Annotated in this window: 19 protein-coding genes; 4 read left to right on the forward strand and 15 right to left on the reverse strand. The window is 75.6% G+C overall.

The genetic code is table 11. From position 1 onward, the window contains the following. Window positions 1-22 precede the first annotated feature (22 nt). Window positions 23-3901, reverse strand: coding sequence for a WD40 repeat domain-containing protein (locus tag RND61_RS20360; protein WP_315879441.1), 3879 nt, complete (start codon window positions 3899-3901; stop codon window positions 23-25). A gap of 219 nt (window positions 3902-4120) precedes the next feature. Here RND61_RS20360 and RND61_RS20365 point away from each other — a divergent pair, with 219 nt between their 5' ends. Beyond that, complete coding sequence (locus RND61_RS20365; RefSeq protein ID WP_315879442.1) at window positions 4121-4963, forward strand: ribonuclease BN; 843 nt, start codon at window positions 4121-4123, stop codon at window positions 4961-4963. A gap of 79 nt (window positions 4964-5042) precedes the next feature. Here the strand turns inward: RND61_RS20365 and RND61_RS20370 are convergent, their stop codons facing one another. From RND61_RS20370 to RND61_RS20420, 11 genes are all read right to left on the reverse strand, one after another. After that, window positions 5043-7673 (reverse strand): SpoIIE family protein phosphatase, encoded by a 2631-nt coding sequence (locus RND61_RS20370; protein ID WP_315879443.1) that lies wholly within the window; start codon window positions 7671-7673, stop codon window positions 5043-5045. A 102-nt stretch (window positions 7674-7775) separates the two neighbouring features. Continuing rightward, a complete protein-coding gene (locus RND61_RS20375; RefSeq protein WP_315879444.1) occupies window positions 7776-9029 on the reverse strand; it encodes a lanthionine synthetase LanC family protein in 1254 nt (417 codons plus the stop codon). A 79-nt stretch (window positions 9030-9108) separates the two neighbouring features. Next, the gene (locus RND61_RS20380; protein WP_315879445.1) at window positions 9109-9264 is read right to left on the reverse strand and encodes a hypothetical protein; all 156 of its coding nucleotides are present in this window, start codon (window positions 9262-9264) and stop codon (window positions 9109-9111) included. Between the two features lie 39 nt (window positions 9265-9303). Next, window positions 9304-11865: a lantibiotic dehydratase gene (locus RND61_RS20385; RefSeq protein ID WP_315879446.1), complete on the reverse strand. Its 2562-nt coding sequence runs from the start codon at window positions 11863-11865 to the stop codon at window positions 9304-9306. A 1-nt stretch (window position 11866) separates the two neighbouring features. Further along, window positions 11867-12823: a thiopeptide-type bacteriocin biosynthesis protein gene (locus RND61_RS20390; RefSeq protein ID WP_315879447.1), complete on the reverse strand. Its 957-nt coding sequence runs from the start codon at window positions 12821-12823 to the stop codon at window positions 11867-11869. A gap of 267 nt (window positions 12824-13090) precedes the next feature. Beyond that, window positions 13091-13921, reverse strand: a complete 831-nt coding sequence (locus RND61_RS20395; RefSeq protein WP_315879448.1) for a pectate lyase — start codon at window positions 13919-13921, stop codon at window positions 13091-13093. A gap of 91 nt (window positions 13922-14012) precedes the next feature. Beyond that, the gene (locus RND61_RS20400; RefSeq protein ID WP_315879449.1) at window positions 14013-14171 is read right to left on the reverse strand and encodes a hypothetical protein; all 159 of its coding nucleotides are present in this window, start codon (window positions 14169-14171) and stop codon (window positions 14013-14015) included. A 62-nt stretch (window positions 14172-14233) separates the two neighbouring features. Then, window positions 14234-15196 carry a cytochrome c oxidase assembly protein gene (locus RND61_RS20405; protein WP_315879450.1) on the reverse strand — a complete coding sequence of 321 codons (963 nt, stop codon included), beginning with the start codon at window positions 15194-15196 and terminating at the stop codon, window positions 14234-14236. Window positions 15197-15312: 116 nt separating this feature from the next. Next, on the reverse strand, window positions 15313-16338 hold the full coding sequence (locus tag RND61_RS20410) for a 6-phosphofructokinase (RefSeq protein WP_315879451.1): 1026 nt from the start codon (window positions 16336-16338) through the stop codon (window positions 15313-15315). 590 nt (window positions 16339-16928) lie between these two features. Then, window positions 16929-17657 carry a type 1 glutamine amidotransferase gene (locus tag RND61_RS20415; RefSeq protein WP_315879452.1) on the reverse strand — a complete coding sequence of 243 codons (729 nt, stop codon included), beginning with the start codon at window positions 17655-17657 and terminating at the stop codon, window positions 16929-16931. A 27-nt stretch (window positions 17658-17684) separates the two neighbouring features. Next, window positions 17685-18923, reverse strand: coding sequence for a MurT ligase domain-containing protein (locus RND61_RS20420; protein WP_315879453.1), 1239 nt, complete (start codon window positions 18921-18923; stop codon window positions 17685-17687). Between the two features lie 113 nt (window positions 18924-19036). Between RND61_RS20420 and def the strand changes: the two genes are divergently transcribed. Beyond that, a complete protein-coding gene (gene def, locus RND61_RS20425; protein ID WP_315879454.1) occupies window positions 19037-19582 on the forward strand; it encodes a peptide deformylase in 546 nt (181 codons plus the stop codon). Window positions 19583-19614: 32 nt separating this feature from the next. On the opposite strand, the gene RND61_RS20430 is transcribed toward def, so the two are convergent. Then, window positions 19615-20262 (reverse strand): TetR family transcriptional regulator, encoded by a 648-nt coding sequence (locus RND61_RS20430; protein ID WP_315879455.1) that lies wholly within the window; start codon window positions 20260-20262, stop codon window positions 19615-19617. Window positions 20263-20408: 146 nt separating this feature from the next. Here RND61_RS20430 and RND61_RS20435 point away from each other — a divergent pair, with 146 nt between their 5' ends. Next, on the forward strand, window positions 20409-21635 hold the full coding sequence (locus tag RND61_RS20435) for an acyl-CoA dehydrogenase family protein (RefSeq protein WP_315879456.1): 1227 nt from the start codon (window positions 20409-20411) through the stop codon (window positions 21633-21635). Window positions 21636-21766: 131 nt separating this feature from the next. Here the strand turns inward: RND61_RS20435 and RND61_RS20440 are convergent, their stop codons facing one another. Continuing rightward, window positions 21767-22252 (reverse strand): glutathione peroxidase, encoded by a 486-nt coding sequence (locus RND61_RS20440; protein ID WP_315879457.1) that lies wholly within the window; start codon window positions 22250-22252, stop codon window positions 21767-21769. 47 nt (window positions 22253-22299) lie between these two features. Between RND61_RS20440 and RND61_RS20445 the strand changes: the two genes are divergently transcribed. After that, window positions 22300-22515 carry a DUF6011 domain-containing protein gene (locus RND61_RS20445; protein ID WP_315879458.1) on the forward strand — a complete coding sequence of 72 codons (216 nt, stop codon included), beginning with the start codon at window positions 22300-22302 and terminating at the stop codon, window positions 22513-22515. On the opposite strand, the gene RND61_RS20450 is transcribed toward RND61_RS20445, so the two are convergent. Beyond that, window positions 22512-23384 (reverse strand): acyl-CoA thioesterase, encoded by an 873-nt coding sequence (locus tag RND61_RS20450; protein WP_315879459.1) that lies wholly within the window; start codon window positions 23382-23384, stop codon window positions 22512-22514. The genes RND61_RS20445 and RND61_RS20450 overlap by 4 nt on opposite strands. Window position 23385: the final 1 nt, after the last annotated feature.

Below are 23385 nucleotides of genomic sequence, written 5' to 3' on the forward strand. Positions count from 1 at the left end.
ACAACTCCGTACGGGCCCCGCCTCACCGACAGGGCGGGGCGTAGGCCGTGCCGGGCACCAGCCTCGACCACTCGGCGGGGGTGATCGCGGAACCGGCGCGGGAGCAGATCCCCTCCTCGGCGGAGGACTCCCGCGTGCTCCACAGCACCACGTCCGCGCCCGAGCCGCCGGCGGCGAGCGTGCGGCCGTCCGGGCTGTGGGCGAGGGCGTAGGCCTTGCCGCCGAGCGCGGTCAGGACGGCGTGCAGGCGCGGGCGCCGGACGTCCGCGGTGTCCCACAGCCACACCGTGCCGTCCGTGCTGGCCGCCGCGAGGCGCCGGCCGTCGGGCGCGAACGACAGCGCGTAGACGTAGCTGCCCGGCCCGGTCAGCGCCGGCCCCGTACGGGACGGGGCACCGTCGTCGCCGACGTCCCACATCCACACGTCGCGGTCCGCCGTCCCGGCGGCCAGGGTGCGGCCGTCCGGGCTGAACGCGACGGACATGACGTAGCTGCCGGGCCCGCGCAGGGTCGCCCGCAGCACCGGGCGGCGCCCGTCGACGCGCCAGACGTGCACCGCCTTGTCCACCGTTCCCGCGGCCAGCCACCGGCCGTCGCGGCTGAAGGCGACGGAGGAGACGTAGTTGGTCGGCTCGGTGAGTTCGGCCCACAGGGCGGCGCGGGCGGGGCGGGACGTGTCGAAGATCCGCACCGTGCGGCCCTCGCTGCCGACCGCGAGCCGCCCGCCCGTGCGGTCGAAGGCGACGGACTGGACGGTTCCGGTGCCGCCGGGCAGGGCCGTGCCGCCGTACGGGACGGGGCGGGCGGGCCGGGAGACGTCCCACAGGCGCACCCGGCCCTCGCGCTCCCCCACGGCGAGGGTCCGCCCGTCCGGGGTGAAGGCGAGCGCGCCGGAGTAGCCGGTGGCGCTGGGCAGGGCGGGGCCGACCGCGCGGGGCGCGCGCGGATCGGAGACGTCCCACAGGTGGGCGTCGCGGCCGGCGGTCACGAGGAGCCGCGAGTCGGGGCCGAACGCCACGGCGTTGGCCGTCCCCTGGAAGCCGCGCAGCTTCCGCGGCGGCATCTGCCACAGTCGTACGGTCCCGTCGGCCGCCCCCGTGACCAGGCCCCGGCCACCGGGCAGGAAGGCGAGGGTGGTGACCGGGGTGGGGTGCGGCAGGACGGCGGCGGGGAGCCGGGAGGGGGTGTCGTAGACCCGGACCTGGTTGTCCGCGCTGCCGGTGGCCAGCCACTGTCCGTCCGGGCTGTACCCGACGGCGTTCACGTAGCTGGCCGGCCCCTCCGGCACGGCGGGGGCGCCGCCCAGGACGGCCGGCCGGGCCGGTGCCCGCCGGGGGTGCGGGGCCGGCCACACGCGGGTGGAGCGGTCGAGGCTGCCGGCGGCCAGCGACCGGCCGTCGGGGGTGAAGGCGACGCTCAGCACCGTGCCCGTCGCGCCGGTCAGCGGGTGCGCGTACGGCAGGGGCGTGCCGGAGCCCGACGTGTCCCACAGCCGTACGGTCCCGTCGGCGCCGCCCGCGGCGAGGGCCCTGCCGTCCCGGCGGAAGGCGACCGTGTGCACGGGGGCCGGGCCGTCGAGGCGCACCGGCGCCGCCCCGCCCCCGGCGGGCCACAGGTGGACGCCTCCGTCGGCGGAACCGGCCGCGATCCGGCGCCCGTCGGGGCTGAAGGCCAGCCCGTACACGGCGGACTTCGGCCCGCGCAGGACGACCGGCGCCGCCTTCCCCGCCCCGGCGGCCGGGACCGGCTCCCACACCTGTACGGTGCCGTCCCCCGACCCCGCGGCGATCCGCCGCCCGTCGGGGCTGAAGGCGAGCGCGTACACGGTGTCCGCGAAGCGGGGCGCGCCGGAGGCGAGCGCCCTCGGCCTGCGGGGGTCCCGCACGTCCCACAGGGCGACCCGCCGGTCCAGCCCCCCGGCGGCCAGGAGGCGCCCGTCGGGGCTCAGGGCCACGGACTGGACGACGCCGCGGAACCCCAGGAGGCGGGCCGAGGGGGTCTGCGCCGAGGCGTCCATCAGCGCGGCCCGCGCCTCGGCGGTCGGCGCCGTCCGGTACGCCACCACGCTCAGCTGGGCGGCGAGCGCGCTGTCGGTGCCGCGTAATCGCTCGGCGTTCGCGGCGACCAGCCGGGACACCGCGACGGCCTGCTGGTCCTCCGCGTCCCGGCGCTGCTGCACGGCCACCCCGCTCAGCAGGGCCGCCAGCACCACCAGCGCCGACAGCACCGCGAGGAGCTGCCGCCGGTGGCGGGTGCGGCGGCGCTCCTTCTCCCGCCGCCCCTCCTCCGCCCGCCCGCTCTCGGCGAGGAAGGCGGCCTCACGGGGGGTCAGTTCGGGCGCCCGGCCGCTGCGCTCGGCCCAGGACAGGGCGATGGCGAGCCGCGCGCCGCGGTAGAGCAGGGACGGCTCGCGGTCCAGGGCGTGCCAGCGCTCGGCGTCCCGGGTCAGCTCCTGCCACACCAGGTGGCCGGCCCGGTCGGCGTCGATCCAGCGCCGCAGGCGGGGCCAGGCCGTCAGCAGGGCCTCGTGGGCGATCTGCGCGCCGTCGTCGTCGACGGTGACCAGCCGCCGGTCGACGAACCGCTCCAGCACGTCGTACGCCTGCGCCGCCCGGGGATCGGCGGTGACGCCCTCCTGCGGGCGGGGCAGCGCGAGCAGGCGCCGGGTGTCCGCGGTGTCCTCGCCGACGCTGACCATCCGCAGGAACAGGGTGCGGGCCATCGACTGCTGGGCGTCGGTGAGCCCGGCGAAGGCCTCCTCGGCGCTGTCGGAGATCGCGGCCGACAGCCCGCCGCCCGCGCGGTAGTCGGCCACGGTCAGCGCCGTGCCCTGGCCGCGCTCCCAGGTCGTGAGCAGGGCGTGCGACAACAGGGGCAGGGCCCCCGCCTCGTGTGCCGCGGTGCCGTCGCCGGAGGCGCGCAGGTCGGCCAGCAGGACGTCGACGAAGCCGTCGTCGACGGCGAGCCCGGCCTTGGCCGCGGGCCCGGTGACGACCGCGCGCAGCTCCTCCTCGGACAGCGGCCCGACGACCGTCTGGTCGTTCTGGAGGGCCGCCGCGAGCAGCGGGTGGGCGAGGGCGTGGCCGTAGAAGTCGGCCCGCAGGCAGCCGACGACGCGGACCCGCGGTCCGGCCAGGGCGTCGAGGGCGGTGAGGAACCGTTCGCGTTCCCCCGGGTCGCCGCAGACGGTGAACACCTCCTCGAACTGGTCGACGGCGACGACCACGCGCGCGTCGTTCGCCTCGGCCCAGGCGTGCAGCCGCGCGGCGAGCGCGAGCGGTTCGCGGTCGCCCCCCGGCGGGGCGGGCACGCCGGTGGCGGCGCGGACGGCGGCGGCCAGCGCCGCGGGCGGGGCGCTCCCGGGGGAGAGGACCACGGGGGTGAAGGCGTGGCCCGTGCGCAGCGCCGGGAGGACACCGGCCCGCAGGAGGGACGACTTGCCCGAGCCGGACGCCCCGACGAGCAGGTGCGGACCGGTCGCCGGGCCCCCGGCGAGCCGGTCCACGACCGGGTCGCGCAGCCGGTCCCGGCCGAAGAACCACTCGGTGTGCGCCTCGTCGAAGCCGGCGAGGCCCCGGTAGGGGACGACGCCGCGCGCGGTGCGGGGCGAGCGGGCGCGCCGCACCCGGCGCAGCCGCTCGTGCCAGTCGTCGACGTCCCGGGGGTCGTCCACCCCGCAGACCCGCAGGACGGCGGTGAACAGCGGGAGCGAACTGATGGAGGGCAGGCTCTGCCCGGCGAACCAGCCGCCGACGGTCGTGTGCGCGCCCGGCATCTCCACGAGCGCGGCGACCCTGCGGACCGTCAGCCCTGCTTTCTCCCGCAGCCGTGTCAGCTCGGCGGCGAACTCCTCGCGCGGTGTCGGGGGCGTCGGCGGCACCCCGGTCGAAGGATCTCTCATCCGGTCTCCAGGTGGGCGTACGGACGTGACGGGTGAGGGGGGTGACACCACCTTCCTCCCCGTACGCCGCGCCCGGCCCTGAATCCACCCTTCCGGAAGGTCCGGCGGGGCCGGGGCGGGCCGTCCGGGGCGGCGGCGACCCGGGCGCGGGAGGTGCCGATCGGGTGCTGACCGGCGGGCCGGCGGGCCGGAGCACCCCCGCCGGGGTATGCGGGACGTATGGGGTGGTTCCACCGGATGCACGGCTCGTTCCGCGGCTCGGCCGCCGGGCGCGGCTGGCGGCGCGGCAAGAACCTGGAGCTGATGCACCGGGCGACGGGCTTCGCCGCGCTCGGGCTGCTGACCCTCGTCCCCCTGCTCATCGTGGTCGCGGCCGCCGACCCCGCCGACGGCCAGGGCTTCGCCCAGTGGCTCGCGGAGGGCCTCGGCGTGTCCGAGGCGTCGCGGGACGAGGTGGAGCGCCTGTTCGCGCCGCCCAGTTCGGCCCTGGAGTCCACCACCGGGTTCGGTCTCGCCGCGCTCGCCGGGTTCGGGCTCACCTTCGGCGGGGTCGTGCAGACCGGGTACGAGAAGGTCTGGGAGCTGCCCCCGGCCCGCTGGCACACGATGTGGCGGCACCTCGTCTGGCTCGCCGGCCTCGTCGGGTACCTCCTGCTGTCGTCGTACGTCGCCGCCCGCCCCGACGACGCGGGCGACCTGGCGTGGCGGGTCGCCGCGGCCGCGGCCAGCGCCTGGGTGTTCTTCTGGTGGTCGCAGCGGCTGCTCCTCGGCGGGCGGGTGCCGTGGGGCGCCCTCCTGCCGGGCGCGGTGTCCACGGTGATCGGCCTGGCCGGGCTGTGGGTCTTCTCGCACCTGGTGTTCTCGCCGCTGATCGCGTCCAACGCGGTGGCGTACGGGCCGGTCGGCACGGTCCTCGTCATCCAGTCCTGGCTGGTCGGCGTGGGGGTCGTCGTCTTCGGCGGCGCGCTCGTCGGGCGGGTGCTGTACGAGGAGCGGTGGCTGCTCGGCCGGGCCGCGCGGCGGGCGGTGCGGCGCGTCGCGCGGCGGCCCCCCGCGAAGTGACCGCCCGGCACCGGCTCCCGGCCGGGACGCCGGAGCGCCGGGAGCGTCCCGCCGACGGGACGCCGGAGCGGCGGAGGGGTCAGGACGGCGGCCCCGGGCGCACCGCGAGGATCGCGATGTCGTCGTCGCTGTCGGCGCCCAGACCGATCAGCAGTTCGTCGCAGAACACGTCGAGCGGCTCGCGCGCCAGCGCGGCGGCGTGCCGGCCCAGCCGCTCCATGGCGCGGTCCAGCGACTCGTCGCGGCGCTCGATGAGCCCGTCCGTGTACAGCAGCACCGTCGCGCCCGCCGGGACCGCGTCCGTCGCGCGCGGGCGGGGCAGGTCGGGGTCCAGGCCGAGCAGCACGCCCGAACCGTCCTCCAGGAACCGGGTGTGGCCGTCCGCCGTCGTGAGCAGCGGCGGCAGGTGCCCGGCGGAGGAGTGCACCAGGTCCCACGGCCCTTCCTCCGCCCCCTTGAGCAGGCCGTAGATGCAGGTGGCGGTGGCCTCCCGGTACAGGCTGTGGTTCGCCATGTCGAGGCGGCGCAGGACCGTCTCGGGCGGCTCCTGGCGGTCGACGGCGATGCCGCGCAGCATGCTCCGCAGCTGGCTCATGGCGATCGCCGCGTCCAGGTTGTGCCCCGTCACGTCGCCGATGACGAGCGCGGTGTCGCCGCTCGGCAGGACGAAGCTGTCGTACCAGTCGCCGCCGACCTGCGCGGTGGTGGACGAGGCGGCGTAGCGCGCCGCCAGCCCCAGGTACCCCACCTCCGGCAGGACGGGCAGCAGCGAGCGCTGCAGGCGCTCGGCGATGTTCCGGGTCTCCTGGTACAGGCGCGCGTTGTCCACGCCCAGGGCGAGCGCGCGCACCAGGTCGTCGACGAGCGGCAGGTCCTCCTCCGTGAACGGCCTCGCCCGGTCCGTACGGGCCACGGTGAGCGCGCCGATGATCTCCTGCCGGGCCCGCAGCGGGGCGACGACGGCGCTGTTGGCCCGGAGCCGGCCGAACAGCTCCCGGTAGTGGGCGTCCAGCGGGCTCGGGGGCTGGGCGGGCCGCGGGGGGTCGGTGAGCAGCAGCGGGCCCGCGCCGCTCAGCGCCCGGGCCAGCGGCCCCCGCGAGGTTTCGGACAGCGGCGGCAGCGTGCCCTCCAACTCCTCCAGGGGCAGCCCGTCGGGGGCGCGGTGGACCACGCAGACCCGCTCCACCCGCGCGTCCTCGGTGAACAGGTCCACCGCGCACCAGTCGGCCAGCCGCTCGGTCAGGATCCGGCCGGCCCGCAGCAGGCCCTCGTCCAGGTCCGTGGCATTGCTCAGCGCGGCCCCGGTCTCCGTCAGCAGCGTCAGCCGCTCCAGCGCCGGCATGACCGCTTCGGCGCGCGGCCCGGCGGTGCGTTCGGGGAGGGCCGCGGGGGGCGGCGCGACCTGCTCCTGCGCCACCGCGGGCCGCCTGCCGGGGCGGCGCGAGGAGGGGTCCGGCGCGGCGGCGCGGGGGGAGAGCTGGGCGACGAACACCGTACGGCCGTCCGCCGTCTCCTGGCTCTGGAGGAACAGGCGCACCGGTACGAGCCGTCCGTCGCGGTGCAGCGCGGGGAGCGGCACCGACCGGCCCAGGATGCGCGGCTCGCCGCTGAGCAGCAGCGACGTGAAGGCCGCGATGTGGCGTTTGCGCAGGTGCTCCGGGATGAGCGTGGTCAGCGGCAGGCCGATGAGGTCGTCGGCGTGCCAGCCCACGAGGTCCGCCACCGGGCCGTTCACCGCGATGATCCGGTTCTGCTCGTCGGCGGCGATCGTCGGGACCCTGCCGGCCTGGACGTGGTCGGCGTCCCACGGCACCAGCTCCGCCGGGCCGGAACCCGGTTCGCGCGGCACCACCGTCCACGCGGTGGGGTGCGCGCCGGCGAGCTGACCGGTGATCTGGTCGAACAGCCACGTGTGGAAGGCCCGGCTGCGCGGCAGCGCCGGCAGGGTGAGCAGCCGCTCGTCCCGCGCCGCCTCCTCCGCCACGTCGAGCACGTGGCGCAGGGTCTCCACCGCCGGCCCGGCGTCGGGCGGCAGGCCCAGCGACAGGGAGCGCATCTCGGCTTCGGCGGGTTCCCCGCGCAGCGCGAGCGTGACGCACGCGCTGATCACGTCGCTGACGTCGTGGGCGGCGGCGAGGTCCTCCGGCGGCACCCCGAGGTCCTCCCCGGCGGCGGCGGCGAGCGCCAGCTCCCGCAACAGGACGTGCCGGTGCTGCTGCGCCGCCGCGTACAGCGCGCCGGGTACGTCGACGAGCGTCACCGTCGCCGCGGACCCCGGGGGCGGCGCGGGCGGCTCCCACGGGGAGGGCCGCGGCGCCCCGCCGGGCCGCAGTTCGAACCACACCGTCTTGGTGTCCCCGCCCGTCTCGACCCCGCGCCGGGAGGCCAGCAGGTCGACGAGTGCCAGCCCCTGTCCCGTGGCGGCGTACGGGGGGCAGTCCCGCGGCACCGGCACCCGCGACGGCAGACGGTCCCCGACCCGTACGCGGACGGCGCCGTCGACGGCCCCGACCGACACCTTGATCTCGGTGCGGGCGTGCAGCACCGCGTTGGTGACCAGCTCGCTGACCAGGAGTTCGGCGGTGTCCACGAGGTCCGGCGCGGTGTCGCCCAGGACGGCCCGGACGAACCGCCGGGCCCGCGCCGCGCTCCTCGGCTCCGGGGGGAAGGACCGCTGTGCCGGTGGCTCCGGGGCATTGAGGTCGCCCATGACCTCAGTCTGCACCAGCGGGCCCGGCCGCGCGGCCCGCCCGTGCCGCTCCCGGGGCAGACGGGTGAGCACGCGGCCCACCCGGCGAAACGCGCGCGGCGGTTAGCGGAGCCCCAGGCAGGGAAGCCACGCCCGGGACGCGCCGTGCGCGGCCGTGAGCAGGGCGGCCAGCGCCCCCGGCGCGCCCGTCAGCAGCTCCGCCGACCAGCCGGACGGCGCCGCCAGTGCCTTCGGCAGCCGCTCCTGGAGCAGCGCGGCGAGCCGTTCCCGCAGCCGGGCCGCGCCCGCGTGCCCGGCGTGCCGGGCGAACGCGTCGGCCACCGCCAGCACGCCCGCCGCGCCGTGACACAGCCCCAGCACGTCGGCGGGGCCGTCGCCGCCCAGGTGGAACCCCTCGTCGTACCGGTCGGCCAGCCGTGTGAACACGTCCGCCGCCCGGCTTGCCGCACCGGCGTCGCCCAGCGCGTCCGCCGCGTCCCACAGCGCCCACGCCACACCGGGCGCGCCGTAGCACCACGCCTGCCGGGCCACCGCGCCGCGCGGCGGCGCTTCCCCGTCGAGCCCGGCGCCCGGCCAGGCCGGCAGCCCCCGTTCGTCCTCGTACGCCTGCGCCTCCAGCCACGTCGCGGCCCGGCGCAGCGCGTCGCCGGCCGCGGGACCCGTGTGCCGTACGGCGGCGGTGAGCGCGGCGGCGACCCCGGCCGCGCCGTGGGCCATGCCGGTGTTGACGCGGCCCTGGAGCCATGCCAGGTGCGGATGCCCCGCGTACCCGTCGGTGCGCAGCCGCCACAGGTCCTCGCTGTCGCACAGGCCGGCGAGCCGGGCCCGGTACGGGAGGAGGTGGTCCGGTTCCGGGCTCGTGCCGGCGCAGTGCGCGAGGAGGACCCCGGCGGGGCCGAGCACCAGGTCGTAGTCGGTCAGCCGCACCCCCTGGCGGCGGCCGCCGCCCGTCACGGCGGCGGCGACCAGGCGGTCGCGGAGCCGGTCGGCGACGGGGTGGAGGCGCGGGTGGAGGGTGGCGCCGAGGCGCAGGCCGACGAGCGTGCCGGCCAGCCCGCCGTCGTACAGCCCGGGGTGGCCGGGGCCCCGGCCGGCGCTCCGCGTCCAGGCGGCGACGGCGTCGGCGGCCGCGCGCCCCGCCTCCGGGGGGCCGCCGAGGCTCGCCACGGTGTGGGCGAGGACGGGGACACCGGGGTCGGAGGGGAGCCGTGCGGCGCCGGGGCCGTCCGGCTCGGCGGCCCGGGAGGCCAGGTAGCCGACGGCGAGGTCGACCAGGCCGAGCGGATCGCCCGGGTCGAGGCGGACGCGGGGGGCCGGGGCGCCGGAGGGGGGGAGGGGGTCGGGCCGGTGCTGCACGCTGCTCCTCGGATCGCGTGTCCTCGGGTGCGGCGGAACCGCCCGGCGGACCGGGCGGCTCCTGTTGTACGGACGACTGCTAGAGGCAGGCGGCCGATCCACAGATGATGATCGTGCAGAGGACGCTGCAGCCCTCTGACGTGGCCTGCGCCTCGGGCAGGTCTGTCTCGGTGATGCGCTCATCGAGGTCGTCGATGAGGCTGTCCAGGTCGGACAGTTCCAGGGTTTCTGGCACGGTATCCACCTTTCGTGTCGTTGCTTCTTCTCTGTCTCCTCATGAGGTGTTGACCGCCCCAGCAGTCCGCCGCCCCGGAGGGACGGTCGGGCCGGGGACGCCTGAGGGCGCCTCGTCGGGCAGCAGCGCGGCCGCGGCCTGCGCGGCGAGCTGCTCCGGACGGGCGCGGTGGGGGAGGCGCAGCAGGACCTGGGCGGCGACCGGCGCCCCGCCGTGCAGCGGGTCGCGCAAGGTCAGTCCGTCCGGGCCGGGCAGCATTTCGTCGACGAGCAGCTCGCCGCCCGCCTGCTGGGCGCAGAGCCGCTCGACCAGCGGGACGGCGGTCACGGAGTCCAGGTCGGCGGGGACGGGCTTCGCCCCGGGGACGGTGCGCAGGAAGACGTGGCGGGGAAGGCCCGTGGAGCGCCGCAGCAGCGCCAGCGCGCGCACCTTCGCCAGGGCCGTGTCGCGCGGGTCCCACAGCCGGGCGCGGTCCAGCCGCCAGGTCGCCGGGGCCACCACGAGCGCGCCTCCCGCCACCGTCAGCCGCGGCAGCCGGGCGTGCCCGGGCAGCACCTCCTCCAGGCCGTCCAGCCGCACCATCCGCCGGGTGGCCGGGAGGCCCGCCATGAGCAGCAGCCGCAGCAGCTGGTCGTACGGCGGCGCGGGGCTGCGCGTGGCGTGGTGGACCGGCACGATCCGTCGCCCGTCCGCCTCGGCGACGAGCTGCCCGTCCCGCCGCCGCACCGTGATCCGGTCCAGCGGCAGGTAGCGCGCCTCGCCGCCGACCGGGCCGTAGTACGGGGTCGGGTCCGGGTCGCCCGTCCACCACGAGGTGACGACCGGGCGCCGTACGGCGTTGGCGGCCCGCTCCGCGAGCGGCGGCACCAGCAGCTCCACGAACCGTACGCCCGTGCGCCGCTCCAGGTCCGCGAGGAACGCCCGGTACGTGTCGGCGGCCCCGTACCCGCCGTCCAGCGCCCGCATCCCGTCCGCGAACCGGGCGTCCAGCACCCCCGCCGGGGACGCCGTCTCCAGGACGGCGACCGGGGTCCCGGGCCCGCCGGCCAGGGGCCGCAGCAGGCAGTCGAACGGCCAGGGCGGCAGGGCCTCGTCGGCGGGGGGCGCGCCGAGCGCGTCCAGCAGCGCGTCGTCCAAGTCGACCTGCTCCTCGCCGGCGTGGGCCGCCAGGTGGTCGAGGAGCGCGGCGTACCCGGGGTCCTCGCCCGGCGCACCGGCCGCGGGCCAGCCCGTGTACCTGCGGCGCAGGACGGGGGCGGCGCCCTCGGCGGGGACGAGCCGGTCGGCGAGGACCTCGCTGACGGGCCGGGGTTCCGTCCCGATCGGCCAGGACACGGGCGCGTACCACTCCATCCCGGCCTCGCGCAGCGCGGCGACCCGCGCGGCGACCCGCACCCCGTCCCGTACCCGGTCGGCGGCCCGCGCGTTCACGACCGCGTCCGCCCGCCGGTACACGTCCACGAACCACGAACCGGCGTCCGCCGCGGACGGGAGCGGCAGCGCCCCGCCCGGCGGCGACCACGCCCCGTACCGCTGTCGGGGGGCCGCGCACACCTGGAGCACCCCCGAACCGGCCAGGTGCTGGAGGAACCCGCGCAGCACCGCCGGGTCGGCGGGCCGCGCGCCCGACACGGAGGCGAGCAGCGCCTCCTCCAGGTCCCCGAGCGCCACCGGTCCGTCCGCGAGCAGGGCCAGGACGCGGCCCAGGGCCCCGGTGCGCCGCAGGACGACGTGGCGCAGCCGCCCCGGCGCGTGCGGTTCCACCACCCAGCAGCGCAGCACCGCCGAACCGTCGGCCGGATCGCCCTCCGTGAAGTGCAGCGGCGCGGGCGCGAGCAGCGTCGACGGCGGGGCACCCAGCAGGTCGGCGGGCCCGTTCCCGGCTCGTACGACGTGGACGTTCTCCCCTTCCCCGAGGGCCACGCCGCCGAGGGCGCCGCCTCCCGCGACCAGCGTCCGGGCACCGCTCGCCCCGCCGACCGGGATCACGGCGACGTGGCCCGCCCAGCCCCGGGGCGTGGTCTTCGCGGCCATCCGGCCCACCACGCGCCACAGGTACGCGGTCCGCTTGCGCAGCTGCTTGCCCTGCCAGGACGCGCCCTCGGCCAGCCGGCGCCCCACGTCCTCGACGACGCCGGGCGCCGTCTCGGCCAGGAACGTCCGCAGCACGGGGTTGTCGCGGGCCGTCTCCCAGGCGCGGGCCGCCACGCGTGCCTGCTCGGCCGCGACCGCCTCCTCCAGCCGCCGCGCCTCCTCCTGCGCACGCCGTGCGTCCGCGAGCAGCGCCCGCGCCTCCGCGGCGACGGCCGGTACGGCCTCCAACAGCCGGCAGTCGTCCGGGCCGGGCGCCTCCCCGGAGTGCAGGCGCCGCCGCAGCGCCAGTACGGCGCCCCGCTCGGCGGCGGACAGCCGCGCGTCCGGCACCACGTCGGTGCCCACCCGTTCGGCCAGCGCCCGCGCCCGGGCGGCCTGTCGCTCGACGACGCCGGCGTGCCGGGCCACCCGGTCGAACAGCGCGGGGTCGCCCGCCTCCGCCCACGCGGCGCACGGCATGCCCGCGACGCGCAGCAGCGCGAGGGCGCCGATCGTGTCGGCCGTCATGTCAGGCCCTCCCGTCGTCGGCGAGCGCCTCGGTGAGGAGCCCCTGCCGGGCCACCGAGAAACGCCCCCGGTTCCAGTGGAAGACCGCCCAGAACGCGGCGGCCCTGCGCGGCCCGATCCGGGCCTCACCGGACTCGAAGTAGTCGGTCCGCCACTGCTCGGCCGTGGCGCGCAACGCGTCCCGGTGCGCGGTCACCCGCTCGCGCCACGCCGTCGGCAGTGCCTCCAGGCGGACTTTGTCCGACTCCTCCCAGTATGCCCGGATACCGGCCGCGGCGCGCTCCCGGTCCGCTCCGCGCACCCCGCCCGCCAGCCGGCGGCCGGTCCCCTCCCGCACCTCCTGCCACACCCCGCGGTGTTCCCAGCCGACGATCCCCAGCCCGTCCAGGACCGCGCGCAGCAGGATCAGCGACACCCGCCAGTCCGCCGGCGGGCGCGTTCCGGTGTGGTGGTCGAGCCACGCCCAGGTGTCCGCGGTGTGGAGCCGGTGCACGGACTCCATCGACCGGGCCCCGCCGAACAGGTACGTCTCCGGCTCGTACACGACCGGCACCGGTGCCGGCCAGCCGTCCCGCTCCCGGTCGAGCAGTTGTACGAGCTCCTCGCGCAGCGTGGCGGCGCCGGCCGGCTCGGGCGCGTGGAAGCGGACGCGCAGCCCCGGCGGCTTGTGGAGGAAGAAGAAGTCGTCGGCCGCCCCCGACCCGGTCAGCTCACGGGCCGTGTCGGCGAGCCGCCGGTACAGGGCGGGCCAGGCGTGCGGCCCCTCGACGGCGACGTTGACCTGCGTCCAGCCGCTGTCCGGCCGCCGCTCGTCGCACAGGGCACGCAGCCCGGCGGCGAGGAAGGTGCGGCGGGCCGCCGCGTAGGCGTCGCCGTCGGGCGGCAGGGGCAGGGCGTCCGGTGGGTCGGTGCGCGCGTCGCGAAGGCAGTCCGCGAGCAGACGCTCGACCTGCAGCATGCGGCCTCCTCGTGGGACGGTCCGGCGAACGGCTCCGTCGGTGTGAGCGGTCCGTCAACGTTGTGTCCACGAGGCAATCATTCGAAAGCATGAAGGGAATTAGTCATACGATCGGCGGATGTACGCGGGCGTACCCGCGTTGTGCGTACGTCCACTCCCGTGCGCCGGAGCCCCGGCACGCGACCGGGGCCACGGCGTGATCGCCGTGGCCCCGGGGCGGTTGCGCGTACGGTCCGGGCCGCCGGGCGGCCCGGACCGCGCGCCGGATCAGCGGTAGGTGATGTCCGACGCGGCGTAGCGGCAGTGGGTGCCGTCAGGGCCGCTGCCCAGCGTGCGCGGCTCCTTGCCCTTGTTGTTGCCCTCGTACCGGACGCACGGCTGGACCTTCCGCTTGCCGTCGCCGTGGATCCGGACGTTGCGCAGCGAGGCCGTGTCGCCGTAGTTGGCGTTGACGCCGACCAACTGCTTGCCCGGGACGGTCACGTCGACGTCGTTGACGATGATCGTCCGCTTGTACTGCGTGGAGCAGTTGCCGCAGCTGCGCACCAGCTTGCCGAAGTCCGACAGCTGGAACTTGGTGATCACCAGCTTGCCCGCGCCGTTGAACTGGAAGACCTTGTCGGACGCCTTCCGCGCGCCGCCGCCGTACACCGTGTAGACCGCCGAGGCGGACTTGCCCTTGAAGGAGGCGGCGTCCTCGCCGACATCCTCCCACCAGACGTTCTGCAGCGTGCAACTGCCCAGACAGTGGACGCCGTCGGCGGCCGGGGAGCCGATGACGACGTTCTTCAGGACCGCGCCGTCCTTCAGCGTGAACATCGGCGACTGGCCCTCGCCCTGGCCGCCGTCGCCCAGGGCGCCGCTGCCGTAGAAGCGCTGGAGCTTGCCGTCGTACGTACCCGACACCTCGATGGTCTTGGTGACCGGCTTGCCGCCCTTCGCCTCCGGCCACGCGGAGGCGGCGCCGGCGGGAGCGAGCATCCCGCTGCCGACCAGCGCGGCACCGGTGAGGCCGAGGGCGGCGAACCCGCCCACGACGGCGCGGCGACGGGTGGGGCGGCGGCGGTGCCGCGCCCGCGGCTGTGTCTCTGAACTCATGTGCGTCCTTGCATGGGGAACCACGTGCGTCCGGTGGTCGCCGCCACCACCGGAAAAGGTTGCCCCCCCGGGGAGGATTCCCCGCCGGGGCTCACCCGTCGCCCGCGGCCATCAGCCCCAGCGTCGCCAGACCCAGCACGATCCAGGCGAACCACAGCCAGCCGCTGCTCCCCAACGCCACCGTGTACGCCGTCGTCAGGACCAGCGCACCGACGGTGACCGCCCCCATGGTCTTCGTGGCTCCGGACATCGCGCCCTCCTCACGGCCTCGAGCATCGCCCTGCCATGGTCGCCCCCCACCGGGGGGCGGCGCTAGCGGCGCGCGCCGCCCCCCGCGCCCTGGAGCGAGGCGAGGTACGCGTTGTATGCCTCCAGCTCCTTGTCGCCGTCCCGGTCCGCGGCCCGGTCCGAACGCTTCGCCGCCCGCTGCTCGGAGCGGTACCACTGGTACAGCAGCGCGACCAGCACCACCACGGACGGGATCTCGCTGAACGCCCAGGCGATGCCGCCGGCCGCGTTCTGGTCGGACAGCGCGTCGACGCCGAGCGACGCCGGCGGGTTCGCGTACGTCCCGACCATCGGCTCCGACGCCATCATCAGCGCGATCCCGAAGAACGCGTGGAACGGCATGCCCGCGAACAGCTCCAGCATCCGCATCACGTAGCCCGGCCGGTGCGGGCCCGGATCGACCCCCATGATCGGCCAGAAGAAGACCAGGCCGACCGCGAGGAAGTGGACCATCATCGCGATGTGGCCCGCCGTGGACCCCATGAGGAAGTCGAAGAGCGGGGTGAAGTACAGCGCGTACAGGCTCGCGATGAAGAGGGGGATCGTGAACGCCGGATGCGTGATCACCCGCACGTACCGGCTGTGCAGCAACATCAGCAGCAGCTCGCGCGGCCCCTTGCTGCCGCGGCCCGCGACGGGCAGCGCCCGCAGCGCCAGCGTCACCGGCGCGCCCAGCAGCAGCAGGATCGGCGACAGCATGCTGATCACCATGTGCTGCACCATGTGCACGCTGAACATGACCATGCCGTAGTCGTTCAGCCCCGTGCACATCACCAGCGCCACGGACAGCACACCGATCGTGAAGAACACCGTGCGGCCGACCGGCCAGGCGTCACCGCGCCGGCGCAGCCGTACGACCCCCCAGCCGTACAGCGCCAGCCCGAGCAGACAGCCCACCAGGAAGAACGTGTCCGGCGAGTACGCCAACCCCCGCCCCAGCGTGAACGGCGGCAGGTCCGTCGTCATGCCGTGCCCGCTGTGATCCATCCGGCGGCTCCTGATTCGTGCTGGGTTGTCCGGTTGCCGCACCAGAGTAGAACCGCCCCCGGCCGCGTCGGCGGCCGGGGGCGGTTTCGGCGCGCCCGCCGCGGCGCCGCCGGGGACTACAGGACGGTCTCCGCCTCGGCGTACCGGTCGGCGGGGACGGTCTTGAGGGTCTGCACGGCCTCGGCGAGCGGCACCATGACGATCTCGGTACCGCGCAGCGCGGTCAACATGCCGAACTCGCCGCGGTGGGCGGCCTCCACCGCGTGCCAGCCGAACCGGGTGGCGAGGACGCGGTCGTACGCGGTCGGGGTGCCGCCGCGCTGGACGTGACCGAGGATGACCGGGCGGGCCTCCTTGCCGAGCCGCTTCTCCAACTCGGTCGACAACTGCCGGGCGATGCCCGCGAACCGCTCGTGGCCGTAGACGTCCTTGCCACCCTCGTCGAACTCCATGGAACCCGCGCGCGGCTTGGCGCCCTCGGCGGCGACGACGATCGCGAACCGCTTGCCCGCCTCGAAGCGGGCACCGACGCGCGCCGTCAGCTCGTCGATGTCGAAGGGCCGCTCCGGCACCACGATCGCGTGCGCGCCGGCCGCCATGCCGGAGTGCAGGGCGATCCAACCCGTGTGCCGGCCCATGACCTCCACGATGAGGACGCGCTGGTGCGACTCGGCGGTCGTCTTCAGCCGGTCCAGCGCCTCCGTGGCCACCCCGACGGCCGTGTCGAAGCCGAACGTCACGTCCGTCGACGCGATGTCGTTGTCGATCGTCTTGGGCACGCCGACTATCGGCAGGCCCGCCTCCGACAGGAGGTTCGCCGCCTTCAGCGTGCCCTCGCCGCCGATCGGGATGATCGCGTCGAGACCCAGCTCCGCGACGTGCCCGCGGGCCCGCTCCACACCGTCCACCAGGTGCGCCGGCTGGACCCGCGACGAGCCGAGGATCGTGCCGCCCTGGGCGAGGATGCCGCTCACCGCGTCGAGGTCGAGCTTGCGGTAATCGCACTCCAGCAGGCCCCTCCACCCGTCGTGGAAGCCGATGACCTCGTCCTCGTGGTCGACGACGGCGCGGTGCACGACGGAACGGATGACGGCGTTCAGACCGGGGCAGTCGCCACCGGAGGTGAGCACACCAATGCGCATAGCCCGAAATACCTTTGCAACGTGGGCCGACTCCCGGACCACGTCGTCCGGTCTGGATCACCCGCCACCCTACCGGCGCAAGGGGGAACCGCCGAACCGGACGTCCGACCTTTGGACGGACTTCGGAGGAACAGACGAAGGGGCCTCTTTTTCAGGCTCGTTCCGCCTCCGGGGCGCTCCCCTTTTTCAGGCTCGTTCCGCCTCCGGGGCGCTTTCAGCGGGTGTCGAGACGGCGAACGTGCTCAGCGCTTCGCGCCTCCGCGCGATCGCCGCCTCGACACCCGCGCGCCCCTTCGGCTCCACGAGCGGTCCAGGGGGGTGCCCTCCCCCTCCCGGCCCGCAGGGGCTTGCGGGTCCCATGCGTGGTGCGCCCCTTCGGGTCCACGAGCGGCCCAAGGGGGCACCCTCCCCCTCCCGGTCGGCAGGGGCCTCCAGCCCCACGAGCTGTGTGCCCCTTCGGCTCCATGAGGGGTCCACGGGCGTGCCCCTCCTCCCGTCGGGCACCCCCCAGGCTTCGAGAGTGGGCCACGGGGGTGTCTCCGGGGCCGCTCCGGTCCGTGGGCCGGGCGGGGGCGCGCGGGGCGTCGGGCTCAGGCGGGCTGGCTGGCCGCCGCGATCCGCTCGGCGCGCAGCGCCTCGTACCACCGGTCGTCCGTCGGCGGCAGCGCGTTCACGTCGAGGGCCAGCTTCAGCAGCAGGTCCGCGATCTGCGGGTTGCGCGCCATGACCGGACCGTGCATGTACGTGCCGAAGACCGTGTCGTTGTACGCGCCCTCCGTGCCGTCCCCGGTGCCGTTGCCCTTGCCGAAGACCGTCCGGGCGAACGGGCGGGCCGTCGGGCCCAGGTGCGTGATGCCCTGGTGGTTCTCGAAGCCCGTCAGCTGCGGCAGGCCGAGGCGCGGGTCGATGTCGGCGAGGACGTCGCCGACGCACCGCTCGCCCTCTCCGCGCGTGGAGATCACGTCGATCAGGCCGAGGCCGGGCTCCCGCTCGCCCAGGTCGTTGATGAACTCGTGGCCGAGGATCTGGTAGCCGGCGCACACCGAGAAGATGATCGCGCCGTTCTCCGCGGCCCGGTTCAGGCCGCCGTCCCGGCGCAGCCGCTCGGCGGCCAGCCGCTGCGGCCGGTCCTCGCCGCCACCGATGAGGTAGATGTCACCGGAGGTCGGGATCGGCTGGTCGCTGCGCACGTCCACGCGCTGCACGTCCAGGCCGCGCTGGCGGGCGCGGCGCTCGACGACGAGGACGTTGCCCTGGTCTCCGTAGGTGCTGAGCAGGTCGGGGTAGACCCACACCAGACGCAGACTGCTGTCGCTCATGCTCTTCCGTCCTTGGGGGCTCATGGGTCAGTTGCCGACGCGGCGGCGGACGTCCTGGAACGCGGTGTAGTTGGCGATCAGCTCGATCCGTCCGGGCGGGGCCGTCCGCACGGCCTCGTCGAGCGTGTCGCACACCCTGAAGTCCAGGCCGGCGACCTCCAGCCGGACGGCGAGGTCCAGCCGGCGGTCGCCGATCACGAAGATCGGATGACCGGCCAGGCGCGGGTAGTCGACGTCCCACAGCCACGACGTGTCCGTGCCGTCCGCGCCGCGCGCGTTGACGGAGAGGATGACCGGCGTCGGCGGCCGGTCGATGAGCGAGAACGTCTCCAGCCAGCCGGCCGGGTTCTTCGCCAGCAGCAGCCGCACGTCGCGGCCCAGGAAGGAGACCACGTCGTACCGGCCCGCGACGGCCTGCACCTGGTACATCCGCTCCAGCGCGACCTGCGGCGGGACGCCGAACACGGCGGCGACGGCGGCGGAGGTCGCGGCGTTCGCCCTGTTGGCGCGGCCCGGCAACTGGAGGTGGATCGGCCAGGCGGAACCGTTCGGGTCGAGGACGTGGTCGCCGCTGAGCGCCCACGTGGGGGCGGGGCGGCGGAAGCCGCACTCGCCGCAGAACCAGTCGTCGCCGGGGCGCTGCATCACGCCGCCGCACGCCGGGCACGACCAGGCGTCGTCCTTCCACTCCTGGCCGGCCGCCACCCACACCACGTGGGGGGAGGAGGAGGCGGCCCACACGACGAGCGGGTCGTCGGCGTTGGCGACGACCACGGCCTTCGTGCCGGCGAGGCCCTCGCGCCACTTCTCGGCGAGCATCCGGGTCTCCGCGGCGCGGTCCAACTGGTCCCGGGAGAGGTTGAGCAGCGCGATCGCCTTGGGTTCGGTGTCCCGGGCCACGCCCGCGAGGTACTTCTCGTCCACCTCGATGACGCCGTACTTCGAGTCCGTCCCGCCGGCCAGCGCGGAGGTGATGCCCGCGGGCATGTTCGCGCCGAGCGCGTTCGAGACGACCGGGCCGCTGGCGCGCAGCGCCTCGGCGATGAGACGGGTCGTGGTGGTCTTGCCGTTGGTCGCCGACACGAGGACGACGTCCAGGTGCTGCGCGAGCCGGCCCAGAAGGTCGGGGTCGAGCTTGAGCGCCACCCGGCCGCCGATCACCGATCCGCTGCCGCGTCCCGCCGCGCGAGACACCGCCGCCGCGGCCTTGCCCGCCGTCACGGCCAGCTTGGCGCGCGGCGACAGCGGCTCCGAGTTGCCTGCCATCGTCCTTGTTCCTCCTAGCGTGGGTCGCCTCAGCCTATCGAGATCCGGTCGCCGCCCCGAACCCCGCCACCTGCCCGAGGGCAGGTCGTGGGCCTGAACGTACGCTGAACGCCATGCGAAACCGGCCGATCCCCGGCAGTTCCGGCGCCGTGCGGGCGATGAGCCTGCTCGGCTCGCCCGTGCTGCACGCCCCCTGCGAGACCGTCACCGACTTCGGGCCGTCCCTGGCCCGCCTGGTGGAGGACATGTTCGCCACGATGTACGCGGCGAACGGCGTCGGCCTCGCGGCGAACCAGATCGGGGTGGGCCTGCGCGTCTTCGTCTACGACTGCCCGGACGACGAGGACGTCCGGCACCTCGGGCACGTCGTCAACCCGCGCCTGGTGGAGGCCGACGGGGTGGCCGTGCGCGGCCCGGAGGGCTGCCTGTCGCTGCCCGGCCTGGAAGCCGGGACGGAACGGTACGACCGGGCCGTGGTCGAGGGCGTCGACGTGCGGGGCGAGCCGGTGCGGGTGGAGGGCACCGGGTTCTTCGCCCGCTGCCTCCAGCACGAGTGCGACCACCTGGACGGCCTGGTGTACCCGGACCGCCTGGGCGGCTGGCGCCGCGCGAGGGTCCTGCGCAGGGCGCGCCGCGCCCCGTGGGGGCGCCGGAGCTGACGGGGCGTCGGCGTGCGGGGCGGCCGTACCGCTCAGAACCGGGGGCCGTCCGCGCGGTCGTCCGCCTCGGCGAGGCGGCCCCACAGGAGGTCGGCCAGCGCCGACACGAGCGCGGCCCGGCCGCAGGGCCGTTCGCCCAGCCACCAGTCGCCCGCCGCGTGCATCATGCCGACGATGCCGTGCCCCCACACCCGCGCCAGGGCCTCCCCGCCCTCGCCCAGGTCGACGCGCTCGGCGATGACCTCGGCGAGCTCCTCGCCCATGCGGCGCAGCAGCGGCGCCGAGTGCCGGCCCACGTCGAACCCGTGCTCCGGCTGCTGGCCGGCGTCCTCGGCGGGGTGCATCAGGAACCGGTACACCTGCGGGCGCGCCTCGATCGCGGCGAGGTACGTGTCGAGGGTCGCCTCGACGCGCCGCCGGCGGTCGGCCGGGGCGTCGAGCGCGGCGCGCAGCGCGCCGAGCAGGGCATCGGTGTGCCGCTTGGCGAGGGCCCGGTACAGCCCGCCCTTGTCGCCGAAGTGGCGGTAGAGGATCGGCTTGGTGATGCCGGCCTCGGCGGCGATGGTGTTCATGGACGCCCGCGGCCCGTCGCGCAGGACCACGCGGTCCGCCGCCTCGAGCAGTTCGCGCCGCCGCTGTTCGGCTGCGCGCTGCTGCTCGGTCCGGTGTGTGGTGTCCATAGCGTCTCTCCCCGCCCGTCGATGTTCCTTGAGGCCAGCGCAACGTAACACCGACCCGGCGCGGGCTGCCGGTTGACAGCCGCTACTTACCGGTAACAGACTTCCGTTACCGTTAGTAACATGCGCATGTCCGCCGGGAGGGAACCATGGCCGAGTTCACACTCGAGCTGAACGACGACCAGAGGCAGGTCCGTGACTGGCTGCACGGATTCGCCAAGGACGTGATCCGCCCGGCCGCCGCGGAGTGGGACGAGCGCGAGGAGACCCCCTGGCCGGTCATCCAGGAGGCCGCCAAGGTCGGCATCTACTCCCTCGACTTCTACGCCCAGCAGTTCTTCGACCCCACGGGCCTCGGCATCCCCGTGGCGATGGAGGAGCTGTTCTGGGGCGACGCGGGCATCGCCCTGTCCATCGTCGGCACCGGCCTCGCCGCGGTGGGCGTCCTCGCCAACGGCACCGAGGAGCAGATCGGCACCTGGATCCCCCAGATGTACGGCACCCCCGAGGACGTGAAGGTCGCCGCGTTCTGCTCCTCCGAGCCCGACGCCGGCTCGGACGTCGCCGCCATGCGGACGCGCGCGGTGTACGACGAGGCGAAGGACGAGTGGGTCCTCGACGGCACCAAGACCTGGGCCACCAACGGCGGCATCGCGGGCGTCCACGTCGTCGTGGCCGTCGTCGACCCGGAGCTCGGCTCCAAGGGCCACGCCTCCTTCATCGTCCCGCCCGGCACCCCCGGACTGTCGCAGGGCCAGAAGTTCAAGAAGCACGGCATCCGGGCCTCCCACACGGCGGAGGTGGTCCTGGAGGGCGTCCGCGTCCCCGGCTCGTGCCTGCTCGGCGGCAAGGACAAGCTGGACGAGCGCCTGGCCCGCGCGCGCGAGAAGGCCCGCAAGGGCGGTGAACGCGTCAAGAACGCGGCGATGGCCACCTTCGAGGCGTCCCGCCCGGCGGTCGGCGCGATGGCCGTCGGCACGGCCCGCGCCGCCTACGAGGTCGCCCTCGACTACGCCACGACGCGCCACCAGTTCGGCCGCCCGATCATCGACAACCAGGGCGTCGCCTTCCAACTCGCCGACATGCGCACCCGGATCGACGCGGCCCGCCTCCTCGTGTGGCGCGCCTCCTGGATGGCCACGACGGGCAAGCCCTTCACCTCCGCGGAGGGCTCCATGTCGAAGCTGTACGCCAGCGAGGTCGCCAAGGAGGTCACGGCCCAGGCCGTCCAGATCCTCGGCGGCAACGGCTACACCCGCGAGTACCCGGTCGAGCGCATGCACCGCGACGCCGCGATCTACACCATCTTCGAGGGCACGAGCGAGATCCAGCGCCTCGTCATCGCCCGCACCCTGTCGGGTGTCCCGATCCGCTGACCGCTGACCGCTGACCGCTGACCGCTGACCGCCGGCCCGGGCCCCGGCGCCCGGGCGGGCGCGCACGCCCGGCCCGAGCACCGGGCCGGGCGGTGGCGCGGAACCGGGCCGGGCGGTGGCGCCGGGCCGCGTCAGGCGGGGAGCCGCGCCTCGATCGCGGCGACCAGCTCGGGGGCGTCCGGCTCCGTGCGCGGCCGGAAGCGGGTGACCTCGCCCCCCGGCGCGACCAGGAACTTCTCGAAGTTCCACTGCACGTCGCCCGCCTCGCCGTCCGCGTCCGCGACCCGCGTCAGCTCCGCGTACAGCGGGTGCCGGCCGGGCCCGTTCACGTCCGTCTTCTCCAGCAGCGGGAACGTCACCCCGTACGTCGTCGAGCAGAACGTCCGGATCTCCTCCGCGCTGCCCGGCTCCTGCCCGCCGAACTGGTTGCACGGCACGCCCAGCACGGTCAGGCCGCGCTCGCCGTACTGCTGCTGGAGCTTCTCCAGCCCGGCGTACTGCGGCGTCAGGCCGCACCGCGACGCCACGTTCACCACCAGCACCGCCCGGTCCCGGTACTCCGCCAGGCTCAGCGGCTCGCCGGACAGGGTGCGCAGCGGGATGTCGTACAGGCTCATCGGCCACTCCTCGTCGTCGGATCAGACGACAGGGTAGACAGGTACACGTGAACGACCAGCCACTTCCGGACCGCGCCCCCGAGGAACCGGCCCCCGAGTCGACCGTCCGGCCACCCGTGCGGTGCCGGCTGTGCGGACGCCCGCTGACCGGCCGCGCCTCGCGCCGCACCGGCCTCGGCCCGGCGTGCGACGCGAAGCTGCACCCGGACCGGCCCGACATCCGCCCCCGCCGCCACGACGTGGAACAGGAGCCCCTCTTCTAGCGCAGCCGCCGGAACAGCCCCTCCTGGACGACCGACACGAGCAGCCGGCCCCCGCGGTCGTAGATCCGGCCCCGCGCCAGGCCGCGGCCGCCCGTCGCGATCGGGGACTCCTGGTCGTACAGGAACCACTCGTCCGCGCGGAACGGCCGGTGGAACCACATCGCGTGGTCCAGCGACGCCATGTCGAACCCGCGCGGCCCCCACAGCGGCTCGACCGGGATGCGGACCGCGTCCAGCAGTGTCATGTCCGACGCGTACGTCAGCGCGCACGTGTGGACCAGCGGGTCGTCGCCCAGCGGGCCCACCGCGCGCATCCACACGGCGCTGCGCGGGTCCGCGTCCCGGATCTCCTCGGCCGTCCAGCGCAGCCGGTCCACGTACCGGATGTCGAACGGCTGGCGCCGCGCCATCCGCTCCAGCGACTCCGGCAGCGCCCCCAGGTGCTCGCGGATCTCGTCCACGACCGGCGGCAGCTCCTCCGGGGCCGGGAAGTCCAGGCGCGGCGGGAGCTGGTGCTCGAACCCGGCCTCCTCCGGCTGGTGGAACGACGCCGTCAGGTTGAAGATCGTCTTGCCGCGCTGCACCGCCGTGACCCGCCGCGTGGTGAACGACCGGCCGTCCCGCACCCGCTCCACCTGGTACACGATCGGCACGCCGGGGATGCCCGGCCGCAGGAAGTACGCGTGCAGGGAGTGCACCGGGCGCTCGCCCTCCGTCGTGCGGCCCGCGGCGACCAGCGCCTGCCCGGCGACCTGCCCGCCGAAGACCCGCTGCAACGACTCCTCGGGGCTGCGGCCGCGGAAGATGTTGACTTCGATCTGCTCCAGGTCGAGCAGGGCGACCAGGCTTTCGGCGGGGTTCGTCGTCATG

Origin of the sequence: Streptomyces tamarix, assembly GCF_032423885.1 — a bacterium.
Taxonomy (GTDB): Bacteria; Actinomycetota; Actinomycetes; order Streptomycetales; family Streptomycetaceae; genus Streptomyces; species Streptomyces tamarix.